The organism is Promicromonospora sp. MS192 (genome assembly GCF_049532985.1).
Classification (GTDB): Bacteria; Actinomycetota; Actinomycetes; order Actinomycetales; family Cellulomonadaceae; genus Promicromonospora.
The window spans coordinates 5,345,805-5,368,029 of the sequence record NZ_CP186693.1 but is presented as its reverse complement, the minus strand read 5'-3'; the positions used below and the strand labels follow the sequence as shown (position 1 = coordinate 5,368,029).

19 protein-coding genes are annotated in these 22,225 nt (G+C 74.4%); 4 read left to right on the top strand and 15 right to left on the bottom strand.

Annotated features, from left to right (window positions below; genetic code table 11):
- Positions 1-112: 112 nt before the first annotated feature.
- The 6 genes from ACO229_RS24035 to ACO229_RS24010 all read right to left on the bottom strand — a co-directional run bounded on the left by ACO229_RS24035 (position 113) and on the right by ACO229_RS24010 (position 5,643).
- Positions 113-448, bottom strand: a complete 336-nt coding sequence (locus ACO229_RS24035) for an Lsr2 family protein (RefSeq protein WP_397413344.1) — start codon at positions 446-448, stop codon at positions 113-115.
- 173 nt (positions 449-621) lie between these two features.
- The gene (locus ACO229_RS24030; RefSeq protein WP_397413343.1) at positions 622-807 is read right to left on the bottom strand and encodes a hypothetical protein; all 186 of its coding nucleotides are present in this window, start codon (positions 805-807) and stop codon (positions 622-624) included.
- Positions 808-847: 40 nt separating this feature from the next.
- On the bottom strand, positions 848-2,374 hold the full coding sequence (gene lysS / locus ACO229_RS24025; protein ID WP_423463010.1) for a lysine--tRNA ligase: 1,527 nt from the start codon (positions 2,372-2,374) through the stop codon (positions 848-850).
- A 43-nt stretch (positions 2,375-2,417) separates the two neighbouring features.
- Positions 2,418-3,353, bottom strand: coding sequence for a carboxylating nicotinate-nucleotide diphosphorylase (gene nadC / locus ACO229_RS24020; protein ID WP_423463009.1), 936 nt, complete (start codon positions 3,351-3,353; stop codon positions 2,418-2,420).
- Positions 3,350-4,018, bottom strand: coding sequence for a GntR family transcriptional regulator (locus tag ACO229_RS24015; RefSeq protein ID WP_423463008.1), 669 nt, complete (start codon positions 4,016-4,018; stop codon positions 3,350-3,352). The genes nadC and ACO229_RS24015 overlap by 4 nt, the downstream gene beginning before the upstream one ends.
- Positions 4,019-4,104: 86 nt before the next feature.
- The gene (locus ACO229_RS24010; RefSeq protein WP_397413339.1) at positions 4,105-5,643 is read right to left on the bottom strand and encodes a hypothetical protein; all 1,539 of its coding nucleotides are present in this window, start codon (positions 5,641-5,643) and stop codon (positions 4,105-4,107) included.
- A gap of 214 nt (positions 5,644-5,857) precedes the next feature.
- On the opposite strand from ACO229_RS24010, the gene ACO229_RS24005 reads away from it, so the two are divergent.
- From ACO229_RS24005 to ACO229_RS23990, 4 genes are read left to right on the top strand one after another with little or no spacing between them, the layout of a single operon-like run.
- Positions 5,858-7,135, top strand: coding sequence for an NRAMP family divalent metal transporter (locus ACO229_RS24005; RefSeq protein ID WP_423463007.1), 1,278 nt, complete (start codon positions 5,858-5,860; stop codon positions 7,133-7,135).
- 35 nt (positions 7,136-7,170) lie between these two features.
- Positions 7,171-7,953 (top strand): LamB/YcsF family protein, encoded by a 783-nt coding sequence (locus ACO229_RS24000; RefSeq protein ID WP_423463006.1) that lies wholly within the window; start codon positions 7,171-7,173, stop codon positions 7,951-7,953.
- Positions 7,953-9,731 carry a carboxyltransferase domain-containing protein gene (locus ACO229_RS23995; RefSeq protein WP_423463005.1) on the top strand — a complete coding sequence of 593 codons (1,779 nt, stop codon included), beginning with the start codon at positions 7,953-7,955 and terminating at the stop codon, positions 9,729-9,731. Before ACO229_RS24000 ends, ACO229_RS23995 begins: the two co-directional genes overlap by 1 nt.
- Positions 9,728-11,551: an acetyl/propionyl/methylcrotonyl-CoA carboxylase subunit alpha gene (locus tag ACO229_RS23990; RefSeq protein ID WP_423463004.1), complete on the top strand. Its 1,824-nt coding sequence runs from the start codon at positions 9,728-9,730 to the stop codon at positions 11,549-11,551. Before ACO229_RS23995 ends, ACO229_RS23990 begins: the two co-directional genes overlap by 4 nt.
- Before the next feature lie 104 nt (positions 11,552-11,655).
- Here the strand turns inward: ACO229_RS23990 and ACO229_RS23985 are convergent, their stop codons facing one another.
- From ACO229_RS23985 to folP, 9 genes are all read right to left on the bottom strand, one after another.
- On the bottom strand, positions 11,656-13,413 hold the full coding sequence (locus tag ACO229_RS23985; protein WP_423463003.1) for an L-aspartate oxidase: 1,758 nt from the start codon (positions 13,411-13,413) through the stop codon (positions 11,656-11,658).
- Positions 13,410-13,916, bottom strand: a complete 507-nt coding sequence (gene panD, locus ACO229_RS23980) for an aspartate 1-decarboxylase (RefSeq protein WP_397413332.1) — start codon at positions 13,914-13,916, stop codon at positions 13,410-13,412. Before panD ends, ACO229_RS23985 begins: the two co-directional genes overlap by 4 nt.
- Positions 13,917-13,920: 4 nt before the next feature.
- Entirely contained in the window at positions 13,921-14,775 is an 855-nt protein-coding gene (panC, locus tag ACO229_RS23975) for a pantoate--beta-alanine ligase (protein WP_397432316.1), read from the bottom strand.
- A gap of 107 nt (positions 14,776-14,882) precedes the next feature.
- Positions 14,883-15,857: a Rossmann-like and DUF2520 domain-containing protein gene (locus ACO229_RS23970; RefSeq protein WP_397413331.1), complete on the bottom strand. Its 975-nt coding sequence runs from the start codon at positions 15,855-15,857 to the stop codon at positions 14,883-14,885.
- A gap of 3 nt (positions 15,858-15,860) precedes the next feature.
- On the bottom strand, positions 15,861-17,441 hold the full coding sequence (locus ACO229_RS23965; RefSeq protein WP_423463002.1) for a PH domain-containing protein: 1,581 nt from the start codon (positions 17,439-17,441) through the stop codon (positions 15,861-15,863).
- Entirely contained in the window at positions 17,438-17,920 is a 483-nt protein-coding gene (locus ACO229_RS23960) for a PH domain-containing protein (RefSeq protein ID WP_397413329.1), read from the bottom strand. The genes ACO229_RS23965 and ACO229_RS23960 overlap by 4 nt, the downstream gene beginning before the upstream one ends.
- Positions 17,921-17,975: 55 nt before the next feature.
- Complete coding sequence (locus ACO229_RS23955) at positions 17,976-18,461, bottom strand: DUF3180 domain-containing protein (protein WP_397432265.1); 486 nt, start codon at positions 18,459-18,461, stop codon at positions 17,976-17,978.
- Between the two features lies 1 nt (position 18,462).
- Positions 18,463-21,252 (bottom strand): 2-amino-4-hydroxy-6-hydroxymethyldihydropteridine diphosphokinase, encoded by a 2,790-nt coding sequence (gene folK / locus ACO229_RS23950; RefSeq protein WP_423463001.1) that lies wholly within the window; start codon positions 21,250-21,252, stop codon positions 18,463-18,465.
- Positions 21,249-22,208 carry a dihydropteroate synthase gene (gene folP / locus ACO229_RS23945; protein WP_397432314.1) on the bottom strand — a complete coding sequence of 320 codons (960 nt, stop codon included), beginning with the start codon at positions 22,206-22,208 and terminating at the stop codon, positions 21,249-21,251. The genes folK and folP overlap by 4 nt, the downstream gene beginning before the upstream one ends.
- Positions 22,209-22,225 lie beyond the last annotated feature (17 nt).

The window sequence follows — 22,225 nt, the reverse complement described above, 5'->3', positions numbered from 1 at the left end:
TTCCGCGTGGCGCGTGCTCCGGCCGGGGCGGGCGTTCCGGCCCGGGACGCGCGACGCCCCGGTTCCCCAGGACGGGGAACCGGGGCGCGACATACCTCGTGCCGCGCTCGCGTCAGCCGTTGGCCTTCGCGTAGGCGTCCTGGACCTCCGCCGAGATGCGACCGCGGTCGCTCACGGTGTAGCCGTTGGCCTTGGCCCATTCACGGATCGCCGCGGTGTCGTTGCCGGACCGCGAACGGCGCGTGGTGGTCGTGGTACCACGGGCGACAGGCGACTTCACCTTGCGCGCGTGGCCGACCCACGAGGCGAGCGCGTCCCGAAGCTGGGACGCGTGCTCGGCATTGAGGTCGATCTCGTAGGAGACGCCGTCGAGGCCGAAGTTCACGGTCTCGTTGGCGGCACCGCCGTCGATGTCATCTTCGAGAACGAGCTGAACCTTCTGAACCATACGGGTACTTCCCTTCCGCGCCACAAATTCCGGGGTTAGTTCGTGAGCATGCCTCACCCAATATTGACATGTCAATAATGGGCATGTGACCCCGATCACCAAAACTTCACCCGGCGCGGTGAAGACGCGGATTTGATCTGCCGGACCCGCGGGGATAACCTCAGCGGCGCTGATCAGCGCGAAGGGGAATTCTCTGCCTTTTTCGCTGCCGCAGCGATGGCGGCCTCACGGTCCATTCGGTCCAGCGCCTCACGTTCGTGCCGGTCCGCGCGAAGGATCTTGCGCATCGCAAACCAGAACAGCAGGCCGACACCCACCGAGGGCGTGAGCCCGGCAAGCACCGCAAGCGTCGTATCCATCACAAGATCCTCACAAGCTCGTCCACGCGGTTCATTTTCCTCAGGCCTGCGGCTTCACCAGCGGGAAAAGGATGGTCTCGCGGATGCCCTGACCCGTCAGCGCCATGAGCAGGCGGTCGATGCCCATGCCCATTCCGCCCGAAGGCGGCATCGCGAATTCCATCGCCGTCAGGAAGTCCTCGTCCAGCAGCATGGCCTCGTCGTCGCCCGCCGCGGCCATCCTGGCCTGCGCCGCGAAGCGCTCGCGCTGGATCACCGGGTCGACCAGCTCGGAATAGCCCGTGGCCAGCTCGAACCCGCGGACGTACAGGTCCCACTTCTCGACCTGCCCCTTTTCCGTGCGGTGGTCACGCGTGAGCGGTGACGTCTCCACCGGAAAGTCCCGCACGAACGTCGGCGCCGTCAGGTGGTCGCCCACCCGGTGCTCCCAGAGCGTCTCGACGAGCTTTCCATGGTTGAGGATCTTCTTGTTGCCGACCTCGACGTCGAGCCGGGCCGCGATCTTCTCGAGCTCCTCGACCGAGGTTCCCGCGGTGATCTCCTCGCCCAGGCTTTCCGAGAGCGAGGTGTACATGCGCAGGTTTGTCCATTCCCCGCCCAGGTCGTACTCGGAACCGTCCGCGAGAGTAACCAGCGTGGTACCAAGAACGTCCTGCGCGGCGGTCTGCACCAGGTCCTGGGTGAGTGCGCCGATGGTGTTGTAATCCCCGTAGGCCTCGTAGGCCTCCAGCATCGCGAACTCCGGGGAGTGCGACGAGTCGGCACCCTCGTTCCGGAAGTTCCGGTTGATCTCGAAGACCTTCTCGACGCCGCCGACGACGGCCTTCTTGAGGAAGATCTCGGGCGCGATGCGCAGGAACAGCTCCAGGTCGTACGCATTCATGTGCGTCGAGAAAGGACGTGCCGCCGCACCCGACGCAATGGTCTGCAGCATCGGCGTCTCGACCTCGAGAAAGCTGCGGCGGTGGAAGTTCTCGCGCAGCGAGCGCACCACGCCGGCGCGCAGGCGCACCATGTCCCGGGCCGCGGGACGCGCGATGAGGTCCACGTAGCGCTGGCGCACGCGGGCCTCCTCGGACAGGTCCTTGTGCAGCACCGGCAGGGGTCGCAGTGACTTCGCCGCGATCTGCCACCCGTCGGCGAACACGCTCAGCTCGCCGCGGCGGGAGGAGCCCACCCGGCCGTGCAGGAACAGGTGGTCGCCCAGGTCCACGTCGGTCTTGAAGGCCGCGAGCGCCTCCTCGCCGACCTCGGCGAGGCTCAGCATGCCCTGGAGACGGTTGCCCTCGCCGTCCTGCAGCGTGACGAAGCACAGCTTGCCGCCGATGCGCACGAAGACGACCCGCCCGGCGACACCGACGACGTCGTCCGTCTCCTGGCCCGCCTCGAGGTGCCCGTAGGCCGCGCGGACCCCCGCGATCGTGCTGGTGACCGGCACGGTGACCGGGTAGGCCTCGACCCCGGCGGCCAGCAGCCGCTCGCGCTTCTCGCGCCGGACCCGCAGCTGCTCGGGCAGGTCGTCGGTCGGCGGGGCAGCGGGATTCTCGGCTGCGGGGTTCTCGGTCACGAGGGCGATTCTATCGGGGCCGCACGACCTGATATCCCCGGGCTCATTTCTCCGGGCGGAGGTCCAGGGCCAGATCGAGGATGGGGGCGCTGTGGGTCAGGGCGCCCACCGAGAGGTAGTCCACACCCGTGGCGGCGACCTCTCGCGCCACCGGCAGCGTGAGGTTGCCCGTGGCCTCCAGCTCGACGTGGGCGGGTACGCCGTCGCGACCCTCGCGCGCGCGGACGGCGGCGACCGTCTCAGCCAGCAGGCCGGGCTCCATGTTGTCGAGCAGCAGGAAGTCCGCTCCCGCGGCCAGGGCCTCCAGCGCCTGGTCCGTGGTGTCGGCCTCGACCTGGACCGGTACGTCCGGGAACCGCTCGCGGACGGCGCGGACCGCCGCGGCGACCGACCCGGCGGCGACCACGTGGTTGTCCTTGACCATGGCGACGTCGTACAGGCCCATGCGCTTGTTGGTGCCGCCGCCGGCACGCACGGCGTACTTCTGCAGGGCCCGCAGGCCCGGTGTCGTCTTGCGGGTGTCGAGCACCTGCGCGCCCGTGCCCGCCAGCTCGCGGGCGAAGGCGCGGGTCGCGGTGGCGACGCCGGAGGCCCGGCTCGCGAGGTTGAGCAGCGTGCGCTCGGCCACGAGCAGCACCTGGGTACGGCCCTCCAGCGCGGCGAGCACCTGGCCGCGGGTCACGGCGTCGCCGTCCTGCGCGTGGAAGGTGAGGGCCGGGGCGGGCAGGCCCAGGCGGGCCGCGACCTGGTCCAGGACCTCGCGCACCACGACGAGGCCCGCGACGACGCCGTCCTCACGCGCCACCAGGTCCGCCACGCCGGTCGCGGACGGCGGGATGGTGGCCTGCGAGGTGACGTCCCGGCCGGGCGCGGGGCCCAGGTCCTCGTCGAGGGCCACCTCGACGGTACGGGCCACCCAGGCCGGGTCGAGGGCCGGGCTGACCGTGGTGGGGGTGGTGAAGACGGGGAGGGTGCTCACGGGCTCACCGTATCCGGCGTACCTGCCGCACCGGCGCGGTCCACCATGTCCTGGAGCATGCGCTCGGAGTCGGTGAGGTACCGGTTCAGGTCGTCGGCGGCGCCGGCGGCGTCGCCCGCGAGGAACCGGCGCAGGAGGCCCGCGTTGCGGTCCACGAAGCCGTCGAAGAACGCGCCGTTGTCGCCGAGCAGGCCGAACGACAGGCGCAGCTCGGCGGAGAGGTTGGCGTGGACGCGGTCGAGGCGCGGGCTGCCCGCCAGCGCCACGATCCCCGCGTGGAAGCGCATGTTGGCGGCGGCGATGTCGCGCCAGTCGCCGCCGAGGCGGGCGGCGAGGGCGGCGTCGACGGCGTCCCGCATGGTGCGCGCGCCCAGGTGCGCGGGGTCGCCCGCGGCGAGGACGGGCACCTCGATGAGGCGGCGGACGCGGTAGATGTCGACGACGTCGGCGAACGTGGGTCGCGCGACCGCGACGCCCGCGTTGGGCCGGCGGACCAGGAGGCCCTCGTGCACCAGGATCCGGAAGGCCTCGCGCAGGGTGTTGCGGGAGACGTCGAGGGTCTCGCTCACGGACTGCTCGGAGAGCCGCTGCCCGGGGGCCAGCCGGCCGCTGACGATGAGCTCGCGGATGGCGTCGGCGCTCCGCTCCGCTCGATCGACTGTCACTCCCCCATCCTACGGACGGGTCGTCGAGTGCTGGACATCTGCCCTTCTCAGCGTGCGAGGAGGGCAGATGTCCAGCACTCGACGGGTCAGTCGACCGTGTCCAGGACCGCGTGGACCAGGTTGCGGGTCTGGGCGGCGATCGAGGTGCGCCAGGCGTCGAACGTCGGGTCGCTCACGCCGAAGTCCGTCTCGAAGTGCTGCATGTCCGGGGTGTGGATGTGCCCGGCCGGGATGTCGAGCCCGGCGCGGTCCCGCAGCAGCGTGTTGCGGTAGGCGCTCTCGTTCGACAGGTAGTTGCCACCCCCGCCGCTGTACGAGCAGGAGCCCTCGGCCGGCGGCACCGGCGGCGTGGCCGGCGGGTAGGTGACGGACGGCGGGCTGTTGAAGGTCGTCAGCGCGGGCGAGGTGCAGTCGGTGAACTGCGTGTAGCTCGTGTTCCAGACCACCCCGAAGGCCACGGACGGGTCGGGCCAGGTGTCGCCCGGCGGGCGGGGCACGTCGGCGCCGGTGTCGGCGGCGATCATCTCGGCGACGGGCAGGCTGGCCGAGGTCCACTGCGGCGGGTCGGTGAGGCCGTCACCACCGCCCCAGCGGTCGACCACCTGGGAGTTGCAGCCCGGGTTGTCGAGGGCGAGCTGCGGCACGCCGCCGACCCGCGGGCACGGGGCGAGCCGGTCGTTGCCGAGGGAGACGCCGTGGTAGCGCGCGTTCCACTGCTCCAGGTTGAACTGGGACCCGCCGGCCTGGCTCACCGTGATCGAGGCGTCGACCTGGCGCGGTCCGGGCTCCATGAACGGGCCGACCGTGTCCTCCAGGTAGCCCTCGGCGAACTCGCGGTAGCTCACGGGCAGGGTGTAGGCCTCCACGTACGCGATCCGGCCGTCGTCGGTGCGGTAGCGGGTACCGTCCAGCGACAGCGCGGTGGCACCCGACGGGTTGCCGTGCCGGATGTTGTTGCCCACCGTGCCCGGGGCGGACCCGGTGGTGCCGCCGTCGAGCGTGTAGACGTCGAACCCGCTCACGATCACGCGCAGCACGTCGCGGCCGCGCGGCAGGTCGATGTCGAGCATGCCCCGGGACGCCTTGTCGAACCGCTCGATCAGGCCGGCCCGCTCGGCGTCGGTCAGGCCGCCCCGGGGGTCCCACTGCCGCAGCACGGCCATGGTCTCGACCCGGGTCCAGTACAGCGGGCGGTCGTCGCTCGCCGGCAGGTCGCCGCGCACCGCGTCGTCGTCGGACTGCGCCCGGCGGACGGCGGCGTCCCACAGGGCCTCGCCCTTGCGCTCGGCGAGCGCGGTCGCGTCCTTCAGGGTGCGGGTGCGGCACAGCTCGGCCGTGAAGGCCGCCGTGTACCCGCCGAACCCGCCGCCCTCGATCACCGTGCGGGCGTAGGTCCGCGCGGCGGGCACGGTGGGGTCGGTGGCATCGGGCAGGTAGGCGGCCAGGCGGCTCTCCTCGGCCGAGAGCGGGATGTCCGGGTCGAGGCAGGCGGCCTGCGTGCCGGCCGCGGCGGGACCGCTCGCCGGGTCCGCGGCGGCAGCAGGGACCGCGAGCGCGGTGGTGGCACAGAGCGCGAGGGCGACGGCGCCCGCGCGCATCCTGGCCGGAGGTCGTGATGTCGGCATGGTTCTCCCCTCAGAGATGCGTTCGTCACCGACCGTAGAGGTTCGTTGAACAATCCAACAGGGCCCGAGGCGTAAACATCTCGTGTCCCGGGCTATCCACCAGTGCTGTTGCCGTGTCATGATCGACAAGGTCCCGCAATGCGGCGGTAACAACTGGGCGGGACGATCCTGACTGTTGAACAATCCGGCTCATCCCAACGACCAGGAGGACACGATGTCCGACACGAGCCACGAGCCTGCGACGGTGCAGGCCGACACCGCACCGGGCGGCCCGCCCGGTGGCCTCAAGCGGTACGTCTCCGCACGCGGCCGCTCCCTGCTGGGTGCCCTCTTCCTCATGGCGACCTCCGCCATCGGACCCGGCTTCATCACCCAGACCGCCACGTTCACCCAGCAGCTCGGGGCCGCCTTCGCGTTCGGCATCCTCGTCTCGATCCTCCTGGACCTCGCCGTCCAGATGAACGTGTGGCGCATGATCACGCTGACCGGCAAGCGCGCGAGCGTGCTCGCGAACGATGCCCTGCCCGGCAGCGGTTACGTGCTCGCCGTGCTCATCGTGTTCGGCGGGCTCATCTTCAACATCGGCAACACGGCCGGCGCCGGCCTGGGCCTGAACGCGCTGTTCGGCCTCGACCCCCGGCTGGGCGGCGCGATCAGCGCCGTCATCGCCGTCGCGATCTTCCTCGCCAAGCGGGCCGGGGCGGTCGTCGACCGGGTCGTCATCGTGGCCGGCCTGGTGATGATCGTGCTCACCGTGATCGTCGCCGTCCTGTCCGGCCCGCCGGTCGGCGAGGCGCTGCGGCAGACCGTGCTGCCCGACACGGTCGACTTCGCCACCATCACCACGATCGTGGGCGGCACCGTCGGCGGGTACATCACCTACGCCGGGGCGCACAAGCTGCTCGACTCGGGCACCGCCGGGCCGGAGCACGTCCGCGAGGTCAACCGGGCGGCCGTCAGCGGCATCATCGTCACCGGGATCATGCGGTACGTGCTGTTCCTGGCGATCCTCGGCGTCGTCGCGTCCGGCGTCGTGCTGGACGTGGCCGGCAACCCGGCCGCCGACGCGTTCGGCGCCGCGGCGGGCGAGACCGGCATGCGCATCTTCGGCGCCGTGTTCTGGATCGCCGCGATCACGAGCGTCATCGGGTCCGCCTACACGTCGGTCTCGTTCCTGCCGGTGTTCTCGGCCCGCATCACCGGCCGCGCCGCCGACCTGTGGACGGTCGGGTTCATCCTGGTCTCGCTGGTGGTGTACCTGGTGATCGGCACGGCACCCGCGACGCTCCTCGTGTTCGTGGGCGGCGTGAACGGCCTCATCCTGCCCATCGGCCTGACCCTGTTCATGTACATCGGCTGGTTCCGCGGCTCCCTGCTGGGGGCGGCGCGATACCCGCGGTGGCTCCTGGTGGTCGGCACCCTGGCCGTCGTGGTCACCTGGTACATGGCGATCAACGCGGTGGGCCCGATCTTCGACCTGCTGTCCGCCTGACCCCCGGGTCACACCACCGAAGGAGAAACTGCACCATGAGCGCCGTCGACCTGAACAGCGACCTCGGCGAGGGCTTCGGCCGCTGGAGCCTCGGCGACGACGAGCAGATGCTCGGCATCGTCTCCAGCGCCAACATCGCCTGCGGGTTCCACGCCGGCGACCCGGCCGCCATCCGCCGCACCGTACGGTCCGCCGTCGCGCGGGGCGTCACGATCGGCGCGCACGTCGGCTACCGGGACCTGGCCGGGTTCGGCCGCCGGGAGATGCACGTGCCGGACGACGAGCTGGAGGCCGACGTCGCCTACCAGATCGGTGCGCTCCGCGGCCTCGCCGACGCCGAGGGCGGCGTGGTCACCTACGTCAAGCCGCACGGCGCGCTCTACAACACGGCGGCGGTCGACGAGCGCGTGGCGGCCGCCGTCGCCCGCGCCGTCGCCGCCGTCGACCCGGGGCTCGTGCTGCTGGGCCTGCCCGGCAGCACGGCCCTGGCCGCGGCCTCCGCGGCGGGCCTGGCGACCGCCACCGAGGCGTTCGCGGACCGCGCCTACACGCCCGAGGGACGCCTGGTCTCGCGGCGCGAGCCGGGCGCCGTGCTGCACGACGCCGACGACGTCGCCCGCCGCATGCTCCGCCTCGTGACCGAGGGCGTGGTGACGGCGATCGACGGGTCCGACGTCGCCGTGCGCGCCGACTCCGTGTGCGTGCACGGCGACTCCCCCGGCGCCGTCGCCATGGCCCGCCGGATCCGCGAGGTCTTCGACGCCGAGGGCATCCGCCTGCGGTCGTTCGCGCCGGTGACGGGCGGCGCCGCGGCGTGATGCGGGTACTGACCGCCCGCGACGACGCTCTCCTGATCGAGCTGGACGACCTGGACCAGGCCGTCGCGCTGTACGAGTCCCTCCGGGCCGAGCCGGTGCGCGGCGTCGGCGTACCCGTGCCGGGTGCGCGGACGCTGCTCGTGCCGTTCCGGCCCGCGGCGATCACCGCCCACGACCTGGCCGCCGAGCTGCGCCGCCGCCCCCTGGTGCGGCAGGCGGCCACCACCGCCCGCACGGTCGAGATCCCAGTGCGGTACGACGGCGAGGACCTCACCGAGGTGGCCGGCCTGCTGGGCTGGAGCACCGAGGCGCTGGTGCACCGGCACACGGGCGCCGCGTGGACCGTGGGCTTCGTCGGCTTCGCGCCCGGGTTCGCCTACCTCACCAGCGACGACGCCGAGCTCGTGGTACCCAGGCGCCCGACCTCCCGCGTCCGCGTGCCCGCCGGGTCGGTGGCGCTCGCCGGGCCGTACAGCGGGGTCTACCCCCGGGAGAGCCCGGGCGGCTGGCAGCTCCTGGGCCGCACCGACGCGCCGGTGTGGGACGTCACGCGGGAGCGGCCCGCCCTGATGCTGCCCGGGGACCGGGTGCGGTTCGTCGCGGTGCGGGAGCAGGTCGCGGGCGCCGCGGGCAAGGGGTCTGCCGGCGGTCACGCGGATGCGCCGCAGGGTCGTCCCGAGGCCGCGGAGGGTCCCGTGACGCGGGGTCGGTCCGGGGCCGCGCCGGACGGTGGCCCAGCGGGCGGGACGGGCCTCGGGGGCGGCTCCCGGCCGGGTGTCGAGGTCGTCGGGGCCGGGGTGCTGGCCCTCGTGCAGGATCTCGGTCGGCCCGGGTCCGAGGGGGCCGGGGTGTCGGCGTCGGGGGCGCTGGACCGGCCGAGCCTGCGCGCGGCCAACCGCGCGGTCGGCAACCCGCCGGACGCCGCCGTCGTCGAGTCGGTGGGCGGGCTGCGGCTCCGTGCCCGGGGGGCGCAGGTGCTGGCGGTGACGGGGGCCGTCGGTGACCTCGTGGTACGCCCCGGTCCCGGGGGAGCCGGGTCCGGCGGGGCACCCGCCGACCGGCCGGAGCGCCGGCCGCGGCGCGGGGAACCCTTCGCGCTGAACGACGGCGACGAGCTCCGGCTCGCGCCGCCGGCCCACGGGGTGCGGGCGTACGTCGCCGTGCGCGGAGGGATCGCCGTGCCGCCCGTGCTTGGCAGCCGCGCCACCGACGTGCTCGCGGGCCTGGGACCCGACCCGGTACGGCCCGGCGACGTGCTGCCCGTCGGGACGCCGCAGCGGGGACTGCCGGCGACGGCGCTACCGGCGACCGGGTCGGCGGCTGCCGGGCGGGCGGCTATCGGGTCGGTGGAGCCCGGCGTGCTGCCCGCGCCCGGCGAGACGACCGTGCTGCCGATCGTGCTCGGCCCCCGGGACGACTGGTTCGACGCCGCAGCGCTCGACCGGCTGACCGGCCAGGACTGGCTGGTCACGCCCCGCTCCAACCGCGTCGGCCTGCGGCTCTCCGGGGAGCCCGTGCTCCGCTCCCCCACCCTGGCGGGCACTGAGCTGCCGAGCGAGGGGTGCGTGACCGGCGCCATCCAGGTGCCGCCCGACGGGCTGCCCGTGCTCTTCCTCGCCGATCACCCCCTGACCGGCGGTTATCCCGTGATCGGGGCCGTCGTCAGCGACCACGTGGCACTCGCGGGGCAGCTTCCCGCCGGTGCCCGCATCCGTTTCGTCGTCCGGGCCGCCCGTCCCGCCGACACCGTCCCGAACCCCGCAGGAGGCACCCCATGATCCGCACCGTGCTCGTCGCGAACCGAGGCGAGATAGCGGTGCGCGTCGTCCGCGCGTGCGCCGACCTGGGCATCCGCTCGGTGGCCGTGTACGCCGACGGCGACGCGGACGCGCTCCACGTCCGCCTGGCCGACGAGGCCTGGGCGCTGGAGGGACGCACCGCCGCCGAGACGTACCTCTCGGTGGAGAAGCTGCTGGACGTCGCGCACCGGTCCGGGGCGGACGCCGTCCATCCCGGCTACGGCTTCCTGTCCGAGCGGGCGGCCGCCGCCCGCGCCGTCGAGGCCGCAGGGCTGGTCTGGGTGGGGCCCACGGCGGACACGATCGAGCTGCTCGGCGACAAGATCGCGGCCCGTGACCTGGCCCGGAAGGTAGGCGCCCCCCTGGTGCCCGGCTCGGACGGCCCGGTGCCCGACGCCGCCGCCGCGCTCGCCTTCGCCGAGGAGCACGGTCTGCCGCTGGCCATCAAGGCCGCGCACGGCGGGGGCGGTCGCGGCATGCGCGTGGCACGCACCCTGGAGGAGGTGCCCGAGCTGTTCGAGGCGGCGCGGCGCGAGGCGGAGGCGGCGTTCGGGCGGGGCGAGTGCTTCGTCGAACGGTTCCTGGAGCGGCCCCGGCACGTCGAGGCGCAGGTGGTGGCCGACAGCCACGGGAACGTCGTCGTCGCGGGCACGCGCGACTGCTCCCTGCAGCGCCGCAACCAGAAGCTGGTCGAGGAGGCCCCGGCCCCGTTCCTGGACGACGCGGTGCGGGCGCGTGTGCACGAGTCCGCCCGCGACCTGTGTGCCGCCGCCGGGTACCGCGGCGCCGGGACCGTGGAGTTCCTGCTGGGCGCGGACGGCACGCTGTCGTTCCTGGAGGTGAACACCCGGCTCCAGGTGGAGCACCCCGTCACGGAGGAGACCACCGGGCTGGACCTCGTGGCCGAGCAGCTCCGCGTCGCGAGCGGCCTGCCGCTGTCGGTGACGCAGGACCCCGCACCGCGCGGGCACGCGATCGAGCTGCGGCTCAACGCCGAGGACCCGGCTCGCGGATTCCTGCCCGGGCCCGGGCGCGTCGACCGGTTCGTGCCGCCCGGCGGTCCCGGGGTCCGGGTGGACACCGGGATAGAGAGCGGCTCGGTGGTGCCCGGCGAGTTCGACTCGCTGTTCGCCAAGGTCGTCGTGTGGGGTCCCACGCGGGAGGTGGCGCTCGCACGGGCACGGCGGGCCGCGGCCGAGACCGTGGTGGAGGGCGTGCCGACGGTGCTGCCGTTCCACCGCGCCGTACTGGCCGACCCGGCGTTCACGGGGGCTCCCCGCGGGGGCGCGGACGAGCAGCCCGGGTTCTCCGTCCACACGCAGTGGATCGAGACGGAGATGCTCGCCGCCGTCGACCCGCAGTCGCTCGCCGCACCCGTGGTCGAGCCCGGGGTCGTCGAGACCTGGATCGAGATCGACGGACGACGGCGCCGGGTGCGGACACCGGGCGGGTTCGGGTTCGGCGTCGGCGCGCCGGGGGGCGCGGGCGTTCCAGGCGGGTCGGGCGGCGGGGGTGCCGTACCGTCCGGCGGAACACCGGCGGCGGGCGGAGCGGCGTCGTCCCCGGGTTCCGCGGTGGACGACGGGCGCGTCCCGCTGCTCGCGGCCATGCCGGGCACCCTGGTCCGCTGGCTCGTCGACGACGGCGCCGCCGTGGCCGATGGTCAGCCGGTCGCCGTCGTCGAGGCGATGAAGATGGAGTCGCAGCTCGTCGCGGAGTCGGCGGGTGTGCTGGAACACGTCGCGGCGGAGGGCGCGCAGATCGCGGCGGGCGACGTGCTGGGCCGTCTCACGCCCTAGGGGGTGTTCTACCCAGTCATTGCGCCCAGAAACCACCCCGGATCCGGGCGCAATGACTGGGTAGAAGCGCACTTCGCGTGGGCGGCGGCGCGCGGCACCCGCAGTCAGGCCGTCGTCAGGACGCCCTCGTCGTCGAGCCAGGTCCGGACGCGGCGGCGCCAGGCGTCGTCGGGGCGGGGGAAGTCGGTGCGGTAGTGGCCACCGCGGGTCTCCTCGCGCACCCAGGCGGCGCGGGTCAGCGCGCGGGCGACCATGTGCACGTTGGTGGTCTCCCACTCGGCGGCCTGCGGCTCGGCAACGACCTCGGCCGCCACGTGAGCGTCGGCGCGCACCGCGTTCAGCCGTTCGTCCGCCTCGGCCAGCGACCGCGCCGAGCGGATCACGCCCGCCCCGCCCGAGGTCACCTTCTGGATCCGGGAGCGGGCGGCCGCGGCGACGAGCGCGGACCCGCCCGGACGTGCGGCCGGCTCCCCCTGCTCCAGCTCGCCCGCGTCGAACCGCGCCGCCACGTCCCGGGCCGCCCGGGAGGCGAACACGATGCCCTCCAGCAGCGAGTTGGACGCGAGCCGGTTGGCGCCGTGCACACCCGTGCACGCGACCTCGCCGACGGCGTAGAGCCCGTCCACCGACGACCGTCCGTCCAGGTCGGTCACCACGCCGCCCGAGTGGTAGTGCTGTGCGGGCGCCACGGGAACGGGCTCCTCGGACCAGTCGATGCCGGCCTCCAGGAGCCGCGCGTTGATGGTCGGGAACCGCGTGCGCAGGAACTCGCGGCCCAGGTGCCGGGTGTCGAGCAGCACGTTGTCGGCCCCGGTGGCCGCCATCTGCCGCACGATCGCGTGCGCGACGACGTCCCGCGGCGCCAGCTCGGCCATCTCGTGCACGCCCGGCATGAAGCGGTGGCCGTTGACATCGAGCAGCAGCGCGCCCTCGCCCCGCACGGCCTCCGAGATGAGCGGGAGCTGGCCCTTGGCACCCGAGCCGAGCCACAGGACGGTCGGGTGGAACTGCACGAACTCCAGGTCGCCCAGCACGGCACCGGCCCGGAGCGCCGCGGCGATGCCGTCGCCCGTGGCCCCCGCGGGGTTGGTCGAGGACCGGAACACCTGGCCGATCCCCCCGGTCGCGAGGATCACCACGGGCGCGAGGACCGCGCCGACGCCGTCGCGCGACCCGGTGCCGCGCACGTGCAGCGTCACCCCGCAGACCCGCCGCCCGTCACCCGCACCGCGTCCGGCCACCGCGAGACCGCCGCCTCCGGCGCCAGGACTGCCCGCGCCGCCGGCGGCAGGACCGCCGGGCGCCGTCGTCAGCACGTCCAGCACGAGCGCGTTCTCCACGACCTCGATCCCGGGGTCGTGCCGCACGGCCTCGATCTGCGCCACCAGCGCCCGGGAGATCTCCGCGCCCGTGGCGTCCCCGCCCGCGTGCGCGATCCGGTCGGCGTGGTGGCCGCCCTCCCGGGTGAGCGCGATGTCGCCGTCGGCGGCCTTGTCGAAGACGGTGCCGCGGGCCACGAGCTCGCGGACGCGCTCCGGGCCCTCGGTGACCAGCACCTGCACGGCCGCCGGGTCGGACAGGCCGCCGCCCGCGGCCAGCGTGTCCGCGAGGTGCGCCGCGGGCGAGTCGGACGGGTCGAGCGCCGCGGCGATGCCGCCCTGTGCCCACACGGTCGACCCGGACGACAGCCGCCCCTTGGTGACGAGCAGCACCCGCGGCACGCGCGTGCGCAGCTCCAGCGCCGCCGTGAGGCCCGCGATCCCGGAGCCGACCACGACGGCGTCGGCCTCCGCGGTCCAGCCGGGTGCCGGGGCGGCGAGGGAGCGGGCGAGACGTGGTCCGGGTCCGGGGGTGGCGCTCACGCCCGGCCCGACGCCGTCCGCACGAGCCCGGCCTGCTGGAACGGCTCGATGGCGAGCCCGCTCTCCTCGAGGCCGTACCCGTCCGGGACGTGCCCGGGCTCGTCGTTGATCTCGACGATGCGGTTCGCCTCGTCCACGAAGACGACGTGCGGCAGGAAGGTCCGCGCGTCGTGGTCCGACAGCATGCCGTAGGCGATGAGGATGACGACGTCGCCCGGGCTGACCAGGTGCGCGGCGGCGCCGTTGATGCAGATCTGGCCGGAGCCGGGCTCGCCGGGGATCACGTAGGTGGTCAGGCGGGCACCGTTGGTCACGTCCACGACGTCGACCTGCTGGCCGGGGACCAGGTCCGCGGCGTCGAGCAGGTCGGCGTCCACCGTGATGGAGCCGACGTAGTGCAGGTCCGCCTGCGTCACCGTGGCGCGGTGGATCTTCGCGATCATCATGGGCCGCTGCAGCGATGCGGGACGGCCGACGGGCGGGCGGTGCGGGGTGGTGCTCATGACGTTACCTCTGGACCTCGGGCGAGACCTCGACGGCCTGGTTGTCGATCAGGCGGGTCGTCCCCACCCGTGCGGCCACGAGCAGCAGCGCGCGGCCGGAGAAGTCGTCGGGAACCGCATCAGCGGTCTCCGGATCGACGAGCGCCAGGTAGTCGACCACGACGCCGTCGGCCCCGTCCAGCACTTCGCGCGCGTCGTTGATCACACCCGCCGGGCCGCGGTCGGCGGCCGCCGCCCCGGCGCGCAGCGCGCGCGACAGCGCCAGGGCGCGTTCCCGCTCGTCGGCGGACAGGTACGCGTTGCGCGAGGACCGGGCCAGGCCGTCCGGCTCCCGCACCGTCGGCACGCCCACCACGTCGACCGGGACCTCCAGGTCACGCACCATGCGGCGCACGGCCAGGAGCTGCTGGGCGTCCTTCTCACCGAACAGCGCGACGTCGGGCCGCACCAGGTGCATCAGCTTGAGCACCACGGTGAGCACGCCGTCGAGGTGCCCGGGGCGGGACGCGCCCTCCAGCACCTCGCCGATCCGGCCGGCGGACACGCGCACCACCGGGTCGCCGTCGGGGTAGACGACGTCGGGCGTGGGGGCGAAGACGACGTCGGCGCCGACCCCCGCGAGCTTGGCGACGTCGCCGTCCAGGTCGCGCGGGTAGGTGTCGAGGTCCTCCCCCGCGCCGAACTGGAGCGGGTTCACGAAGATGGTCACGACGACCTGGCCGTTCGGCCCGGCCTCGGCACGTGCCCGGCGCACGAGCTCCAGGTGGCCGTCGTGCAGCGCGCCCATGGTCATGACGACGGCGCGGCGCCCCGGGCCGTCGTCGGCCGCGTCCAGGGGTCCCGCCAGGGCCCAGCGCATCTGCGCGTCCCGCAGCTCGGAGCGGGTGCGGACGACCAGCGGCGCGCGCTGCCCGGGCTGTGCGGCGGAGGGGTCCTGGGCGAACGGGGTCTCGGCGGGCGTGGTGGTCACGGGGTCTTCCTTCCTGCGCGCGACGAACCGGTCGCGTTGTCCAGGGCGTCCAGGAGCGCCTGGGCCGCGGCGTCGTCGATGCGGTGGCTCGCCAGCGCACGGCGCGTGGCCCCGCGGGCGAGCTCGGTGTAGCTGTCGGGCACGTCCGTGGCGCCGCTGGCGGCGGCCAGCGCGCTGAGGTCGGTCAGGTGGCGGCGCACGGTCCCGACGTCGCCGCGCGAGACCGGTCCGGTGAGCGCGGAGATCGCCCCCGGCCCGACGCCGTCGCGCACGTCCGCCGACCGCGTAGCCGACTCCAGGGCCGCCGAGAGCAGCGGTGCCAGGACCCGGCCGGGCGCGGCGATGCCGGCGGCCTCCAGCGCCTGCGCGGCCTGCGCCACGAGCACCACGAGGTGGTTCGCCCCGTGGGCGAGGGCCGCGTGGTAGAGCCCCCGGGCCTCCTCGTCGACGATCACCGGCTCACCGCCGATCTCGACCACCAGCGCCTGCCCGATCGGCAGCACGGGCGCCGGCCCGGTCACCGCGAACGTGCAGCCCTCCAGGCGCGCCAGGTCCAGGGAGGTACCGGAGAACGTCATCGCCGGGTGGATCGCGAGCGGGATCGCGCCGCCCAGCCGGGCGGGTTCCAGCACGGCCGTCCCGAAGCGGCCCGACGTGTGGATCGCGAGCTGCCCCGGCTGCCAGGCGCCGGTGTCGGCGAGGCCGGAGACCAGGGGGGCCAGGGCGTCGTCGGGCACGGCCAGGAGCACGAGCTCCGCGCGCTCGACGACGTCGGGCACCTCGAGGTTGGGGACACCGGGCAGCAGCGTCTCGATACGTTCCCGGGAGTCCTCGGAGATGCCGCTCGCGCCGACGACGGCGTGCCCCGCCGCGCGCAGGGCGTTGCCCAGCACCGCGCCCACGCGTCCCGCACCGACCACTCCGACACCCAGCCGGCCGGGCCTGCGGCCTGCCTCGTCGGGCTCAGTCACCGGTCACTCTCCCTGTCGTTCCATCCAGCGTTCGGGGCCCGCCGCCGCGCGGGCGGTGCGGGCGCGGCGCGCCTGCTCGGCCATGAGCCGCGCGGCGTCGGCGGCGTCGAGGTGCGGCGCCTCGGGGTGCACCGGCCCCTCGGTCGAGTGCACCTGGAACGACGCGACGCCCAGCCGGCGCTGCCACGGGCCCTGGCTCAGGCCCAGCGACTGCGTCCGCTCGTGCGGCACCACGTCCAGGATCTTGACCATCCGGCCCCGGCGCAGCAGCAGCGCGCGGCCGGTGACGGTGAACCCGTTGCGACGCCATGCCACCGGATCCAGTATGCGCGTCCGCCGGGGCGCCGTGACGTACGCGCTGGGTGTGCGGGAGTCGCCGTCGAGGCCGGCGTCGAGGACCCGGCGCGGCTCGTCCACGCCCAGGTCGGGCAGGACGAGGGACAGCACGGTCAGCGCCTCGTCCCGCGTGCCCACCGGCAGGAGCACGCTGTTCTTGTCCTCGCTGTCGCCGCCGTACCCGGCGACGTTCACCTGGACACGCCACCAGTCGCGGCCGCGCCAGAGCACGCTCTGCACCAGGCGGACGGCCTGCACGCGGCCCGGCGGGATGGTCTGGGAGCGCGTCTCCAGCATCCCGTGCCGCAGGCGGACGCCGTCGGGCGAGATGGCCACCCGGAAGTCGAACTCGCCGGTGAGCCGGCCGAACAGGTAGCCGCCGGCACCGAGCACCGCGGGCAGCGAGGCCGAGAGCACCGCCCACTCGCCGGTCGCGAACATGACCACCACGACGGCCAGGGCCCACACGAGCAGCGTGATCATCGCGCCCGAGCGCACCACCGAGGCGATCAGGCGGCCGACCGGCACGGTGAGGACGGGCACCTGGGGCGCCTCGAGCGTCACGGGCGCGCCGGGCGCCGCAGCGGGGCCGGGCTCCGGGGCGGGGTGCGTCCCGTCCGGTCGCGGCGCGGCCGGCAGGACGGCGTCCTGCGGCGCGGCGGTTCCGTCCGGCGCCGGGGCCGGGACCGCCCCGCCGGCCCTGGCCACCTTGAGACCCGCCGCACGCGCGAGCAGCTCGGCACGCAGCTCGTCGGCGTCCGAACCCTTGAGGAAGCCGATCGCGACACCCGAGTCGGTGCCGCCGGCGGTCTCCAGCGTGAGCTCGCACAGCCCAAAGAAGCGCGCCACCAGCGGCTGCCGGATGTCCACCGACTGCAGCCGGTCGAGCCGCGCGTGCCGCTGCTGGCGGAACAGGATGCCGCGGCGCAGGTGCACCGTCTCCTCGCCGATCGCGAACGACGTCATGCGCCACGCCAGCACCGAGTAGCCCCAGCCCACGAGCGCGACGGCGGCGAGCGCGGCGAGCAGCGTCCACCAGTACTCGCCGGACAGCAGGGCGATGAGCCCGCCGCGCGGGCCGCCCTCCAGGCTCTGCTGGCCCAGGATGACGATGGCGGCGCCGACCACGGCCCAGCCCCGCACGAGCGGCGTCACCGGGTGGACGCGCCGCCAGTGCAGCTCGTCGGCCTCGGGCTCGACGGGCTCCGGACCGGCCGGTCCCGGCTGCGCGGGCTCGTGGGTGCTCACAGGCCCGCCAGACGTGCCTCACCACGGGACGCCAGACGGTCGCGCAGGCGCGCCGCCTCGTCCGGGGGCAGGCCGGGGATCTGGGCATCCGTGCCCACGGAGGCCGTGTGGAGCTGCACCTTCGCGAGGCCCAGCCGGCGGTCCAGGGGCCCGGCCTCGACGTCCACGTACTGCATGCGGCCGTAGGGCACCACCACCAGCGACCGGAACATGACCCCCTTGCGGATCAGCAGGTCGTCGTCGCGCTCGGCGTAGCCGATCGCCCGCACCTGGCGCGGGATCAGCAGGACCGACCACAGGAGGAGGGCGGCCGGGATGCCGCCGAGGAACCAGAACCAGGGGCTGACGGTCAGGGACAGCACGACACCCACGACGGCCGGGATGCCGAGCCAGAAGGCGGCCGGTACCAGCATGGCCGTCACGAGGCGCGGGGACACGCGGTTCCAGGTCACGTCGTGCGGTTCGAAGGGGCTGGTCATGAAGCCATTGTTCCGCAGTGCGCAAGTGCGGGCGGCACGTACCCGCCGACCGGCCTCAGGCCGGTGCCGGGGACTCGCCCTCGTCCGAGCTCGTGCGGTCCTTGTCCGACGGCGGCAGCTCGCAGAACTTCTCCACGACCAGGCCGACGACGGCGAGCGCCACCGAGCACAGCACCGCGACACCCGCCGCCACCGCACGGTCGCGTCGCGGCTCGATCGCGAGGTCGCCGAGCACCAGCAGCACCTGGGCCAGGTACCACCCGCCCAGCAGCGCACCGGTCAGCGCGGCGGCCTTGGCCAGGACGAGCGTCCGGGCGGCGCGGATCCCGTCGAGGGTCGGCCGCTTGCCCTTCTGGTAGGCCCGCACGCCCCAGCCCGCCCAGAAGATCGCGCCGGCGAGCGCGAGGATCGCGACGTCGACCAGCCACGGCACGACCGGCAGGTACACGCCGCGTCCCTCCAGGGAGCGCAGCACGAGCCAGCCGACGACCGCCACGGCCACGAGAACCGCGACCAGGGAACCGATCGGCGTTCTGCGCATGTCAGGCGTCGCGCCCCCGCTCGTCCCGGACCGGCGCCCACGAGGGCACGGAGTCGATCGGACCGTCCACCGGTGCCGAACGCTGCTCGCCCACGAAACCCGGCACGCGGATCACCGTGTGGTCGCTGTCGTAGGCGGCAGGGTGACCGTTCGAGTGGCCGTTCGAGTGCCCGTTCGGCGCGTGCCCCTCCTGGCCGGTGCCCGACACCCCGTTCGGCGGCGTCCCGACGGGGGCGAACACCGGGGCGGCCGGCTCCTGCGGGGCGGCGCCACCCGTCGGGGGGAACACGCTCCCCGACTGGCGCGACGGGTTGACCGGTGCGAACACCGGCTTGGCGGGCGCAGCCGGCTGGGGCAGCGGCTCGTGCTCCGGGGGCTCGTGGGCGGTGTCCCGTACCGCTCGGGGCGCGATGGGCGAGGGAGCCGGCACGAGCGCCTCCTCGGGCGGCGGGACGGCGGAACCCGGCATCCCGTTCTGTGCTGCGCCACGCGGAGCGGCAGGTGCCGCCTGCTGCGGCGGGATCGGTACGGAGCCGCCCGGTCCCGGCGTCGGGCCGCTCGGGTAGGCCTGCGGGTGCCCCCCGCCGCCCGGGACCTCCACCACGGGACCGCCCGGCGAGGCCTGCGGGCGGCCGCTCGGCGGGAGCGACGGCGGCAGGGCCGGGGGCATCTCGGCGGCAGGTGCGTCCTGACCCGGCTGGGCACCGTCGTCGGGAGTGCCCGGGGCACCACCGGCCTGCTCGGGAGCAGCGTCGGTCAGCCAGTCCAGCGCGAGCCAGCGGATGCCGGTGCGGTCCGGGGCCGTCGCCGCGAGCTGGGCCACCGGGCCACCACCCAGGCCGGGCAGGACGGCGTCCGGCGCGATCTGCGACCACGGCTCCAGGACGAACGCGCGCTCGTGGGCGCGGGGGTGCGGCACCTCGATGTCGTCGGCCGAGTCGGTCAGGGTGCCGTAGGTGATCAGGTCGACGTCGAGCGTGCGCGCGCCCCAGCGCTCGTCGCGGGTGCGGCCGTGCAGGTTCTCGATCTCCAGGCACGCGTGCAGCAGCGCGCGGGCCGGGAGCGTGGTGCGGGCCAGCAGCACCGCGTTGAGGTAGTCGGGCTGGTCCTCGGGACCGCCGACGGCGGCCGTGCGGGCCAGCGGCGACACGTCCGTGATCTGCAGGCCCGGCATGCGGTCCAGCTCCGCGACCGCCGACCGCATGGTCGCCTGCGGGTCGCCCAGGTTCGCCCCGATGGCGATGACGACGTCCACGTACCCGGCCGGCACCTCGTCGAACCGGTCGCGCGGCTCGTTCTGGTACTCCTCGGCCTGGTACTGCTCCGCCCGGTACTCCCCGGAGGAGTACTGCTGCTCCTGCCCGTACGGCTGCTCCGGCTGCCCGACGGCGGCGTCCGGCACGGCTCCCGCCACCCGGGTCCGCTCCATGTCGGCCTGGTCGTACTGCTGGTCGAAGAGCTGGTCGTAGTGGTTCTGCTGCGGGTCGGGCTGCTGCTGCGGCGGCTCGTAGCCGGCCTGCTCGAACGGCTGGGGCTGCTGGTCGAACGGCTGGCTCTGCTGCTCGAAGGAGTGGCTCTGCTGGTCGAAGGGCTGGCCCGGCTGGTCGAAGGGCTGCGCCTGGTCGAAGGGCTGGCTCTGCTGGTCGAAAGGCTGCGCCTGGTCGAACTGCTGAGCCGGCTCGAACTGCTGGGCCGGCTCGAACTGCTGGGCCGGCTGCTCGAACGGTTCGAACGGCTGGGTCTGTTGCACCGGCTGGTCGCGCTGCGCGTCCGGCTGGGCGAACTGGTCGTACGGCTGCTGCTCGAACCCGCCCGGCCGGTCCTGACCCTGGCGTCGTTCGAGGCTCGGCCGCTGCTCCAGCCCCTGCCGCTGGTCCAGGTCCTGGAGCGGCTCGTACTGCTGGACCGGCTCGAACACGGACTCGGACCGGAGCTGCTCCTCCGGCTGGAACACGGGCTCCTTGGCGGGCTGCTCGGACGGCGCGGGCTCGGCCTGCAGGTCCCATCCGGCGGGGATCACCTGGAGCGGCTCGGGCGCGATGAGCTCGGGCACGGGCAACGGCTCCGGCACCTCCGCGTGCTGCGTGGGCGCCGGCTCGGCGGCCGGGACGCGCTCCACCAGGGGCTCCGCCTCGAACGCCTCGGCCCGGTGCGCGGGCTCGGTGGGCTCGGGAAGGTACGACTCGGTCCGCACCGGCTCCTGCGGGAGCAGCTCCGGCTCCTCGGCCGCCTGGCCCAGGGGCTCGAAGTCCTGCGGCTCGGGATCGGCCGCGTACGACTCGTAGGCCGTCGGCTCGGCGGCCGGCTCCGGCTGGAAGTCCTGCACGCCCGCCACGGGCTCCACCGCGCCCGCCGTCGCGGGGGCGGCGACCACGGGCCGCACCTGCGCGCGGTCCCGGCGGATGGCCACCTCGACGTCGGCGAACGGCACCGGGATCGGCGCGTGCGGCTTGTGCACGCACACGTCGACCGCCTCGACCTGCGGGCGGGTCAGCACCGCGGCGGCGATGCGCTCGGCGACCGTCTCGACGAGGTCGGCGGGCTCTCCGGTCAGGATGTCGTGGACGTCACGCGCCACGTCGGCATAGCTCACCGTCCGTGCAAGGTCGTCACCGGCCGCGGCCTGGCGGGTGTCCAGGTACAGCACGACGTCAGCCCGGAACTCCTGCCCGGTCTGGCGCTCCGACGGCAGCACACCGTGGTAGCCCCGCGCGCTCACGCCGGTCAGCCGGACCTGGTCCAGCGACCGGCCGTCCGGGCCTGTGACGCCCGTTCCGAACGCTGTGGTCACCGTGGTCCCCCTCCATCGTCATTGCGTGCACCGGAATCCTGCCAGGTCGGCATGTCCTGTTCCCCGGCCGTCCACGATTCTGTGGTCAAGGCCACGGTGGAAGTCAATGCCTCCGGTGCCGATCGGGGAGAAGTACCCGGTGACCCTACCCGGGGCTCCTGCCCCGCGGCGGTCCACGCGGCGGCGACCCGGACGGCGTCGGCGCTCGCCCGGACGGTGTGCACGCGCACGCACCAGGCGCCCGCCGCGGCCGACAGCGCCGAGATCGCGGCGGTCGCGTCGTCCCGGGCGCGCGGCGGGGCGGGGTGCCCCGCGGAGTCCGCCAGCAGGTGGCCCAGGAACCTCTTGCGGGACGCGCCCACGAGCACCGGCCGGCCGAGCTCGTGCAGCGCGTCGAGATGGGCCAGGAGGGGCCAGTTCAGCGCCCCGGCCTTGGCGAAGCCGAGACCCGGGTCGAGGATCACCTGCTCGGGGCGCACCCCGTCGTCGTGCAGCGCGGCCAGCCGGGCCGCGAGCTCGTCCCGGACGTCGGCCACCACGTCGTCGTACTCCTGGTGGTCGTCCATGACGTCCGCGTGCCCGCGCCAGTGCATCGCCACGTACGCCGCGCCGGTCTCGGCGACCGCCCGGCCCATCGCGGGGTCCGCGAGGCCCCCCGAGACGTCGTTCACGATGCGCGCGCCCGCGGCCACGGCCCGCTCGGCCACGGCCGCACGCGTGGTGTCCACGCTGACGATCGCGCCCTGCGCCGCGAGCCGCTCGATCACGGGCAGCACCCGGGCCAGCTCCTGGTCCTGCGGGACCCTCGCGGAGCCCGGGCGCGTGGACTCCCCGCCCACGTCCAGCACGTCCGCACCCTCGCCGAGCAGCTCCAGCCCGTGCGCGACGGCGGCCGACGGCTCGAACCACTCCCCGCCGTCGGAGAAGGAGTCGGGGGTCACGTTGACCACGCCCATCACCAGCGTGCGCCCCA

Bases quoted from the DNA above. Each gene is read 5' to 3' on its own strand.
- ACO229_RS24035 (WP_397413344.1), bottom strand. From the start codon at position 448: ATGGTTCAGAAGGTTCAGCTCGTTCTCGAAGATGACATCGACGGCGGT.
- ACO229_RS24030 (WP_397413343.1), bottom strand. From the start codon at position 807: ATGGATACGACGCTTGCGGTGCTTGCCGGGCTCACGCCCTCGGTGGGT.
- ACO229_RS24010 (WP_397413339.1), bottom strand. From the start codon at position 5,643: ATGCCGACATCACGACCTCCGGCCAGGATGCGCGCGGGCGCCGTCGCC.
- ACO229_RS24005 (WP_423463007.1), top strand. From the start codon at position 5,858: ATGTCCGACACGAGCCACGAGCCTGCGACGGTGCAGGCCGACACCGCA.
- ACO229_RS24000 (WP_423463006.1), top strand. From the start codon at position 7,171: ATGAGCGCCGTCGACCTGAACAGCGACCTCGGCGAGGGCTTCGGCCGC.
- ACO229_RS23995 (WP_423463005.1), top strand. From the start codon at position 7,953: ATGCGGGTACTGACCGCCCGCGACGACGCTCTCCTGATCGAGCTGGAC.
- ACO229_RS23990 (WP_423463004.1), top strand. From the start codon at position 9,728: ATGATCCGCACCGTGCTCGTCGCGAACCGAGGCGAGATAGCGGTGCGC.
- panD (WP_397413332.1), bottom strand. From the start codon at position 13,916: ATGAGCACCACCCCGCACCGCCCGCCCGTCGGCCGTCCCGCATCGCTG.
- panC (WP_397432316.1), bottom strand. From the start codon at position 14,775: ATGCGCTGGGCCCTGGCGGGACCCCTGGACGCGGCCGACGACGGCCCG.
- ACO229_RS23960 (WP_397413329.1), bottom strand. From the start codon at position 17,920: ATGACCAGCCCCTTCGAACCGCACGACGTGACCTGGAACCGCGTGTCC.
- ACO229_RS23955 (WP_397432265.1), bottom strand. From the start codon at position 18,461: ATGCGCAGAACGCCGATCGGTTCCCTGGTCGCGGTTCTCGTGGCCGTG.
- folP (WP_397432314.1), bottom strand. From the start codon at position 22,208: ATGGGCGTGGTCAACGTGACCCCCGACTCCTTCTCCGACGGCGGGGAG.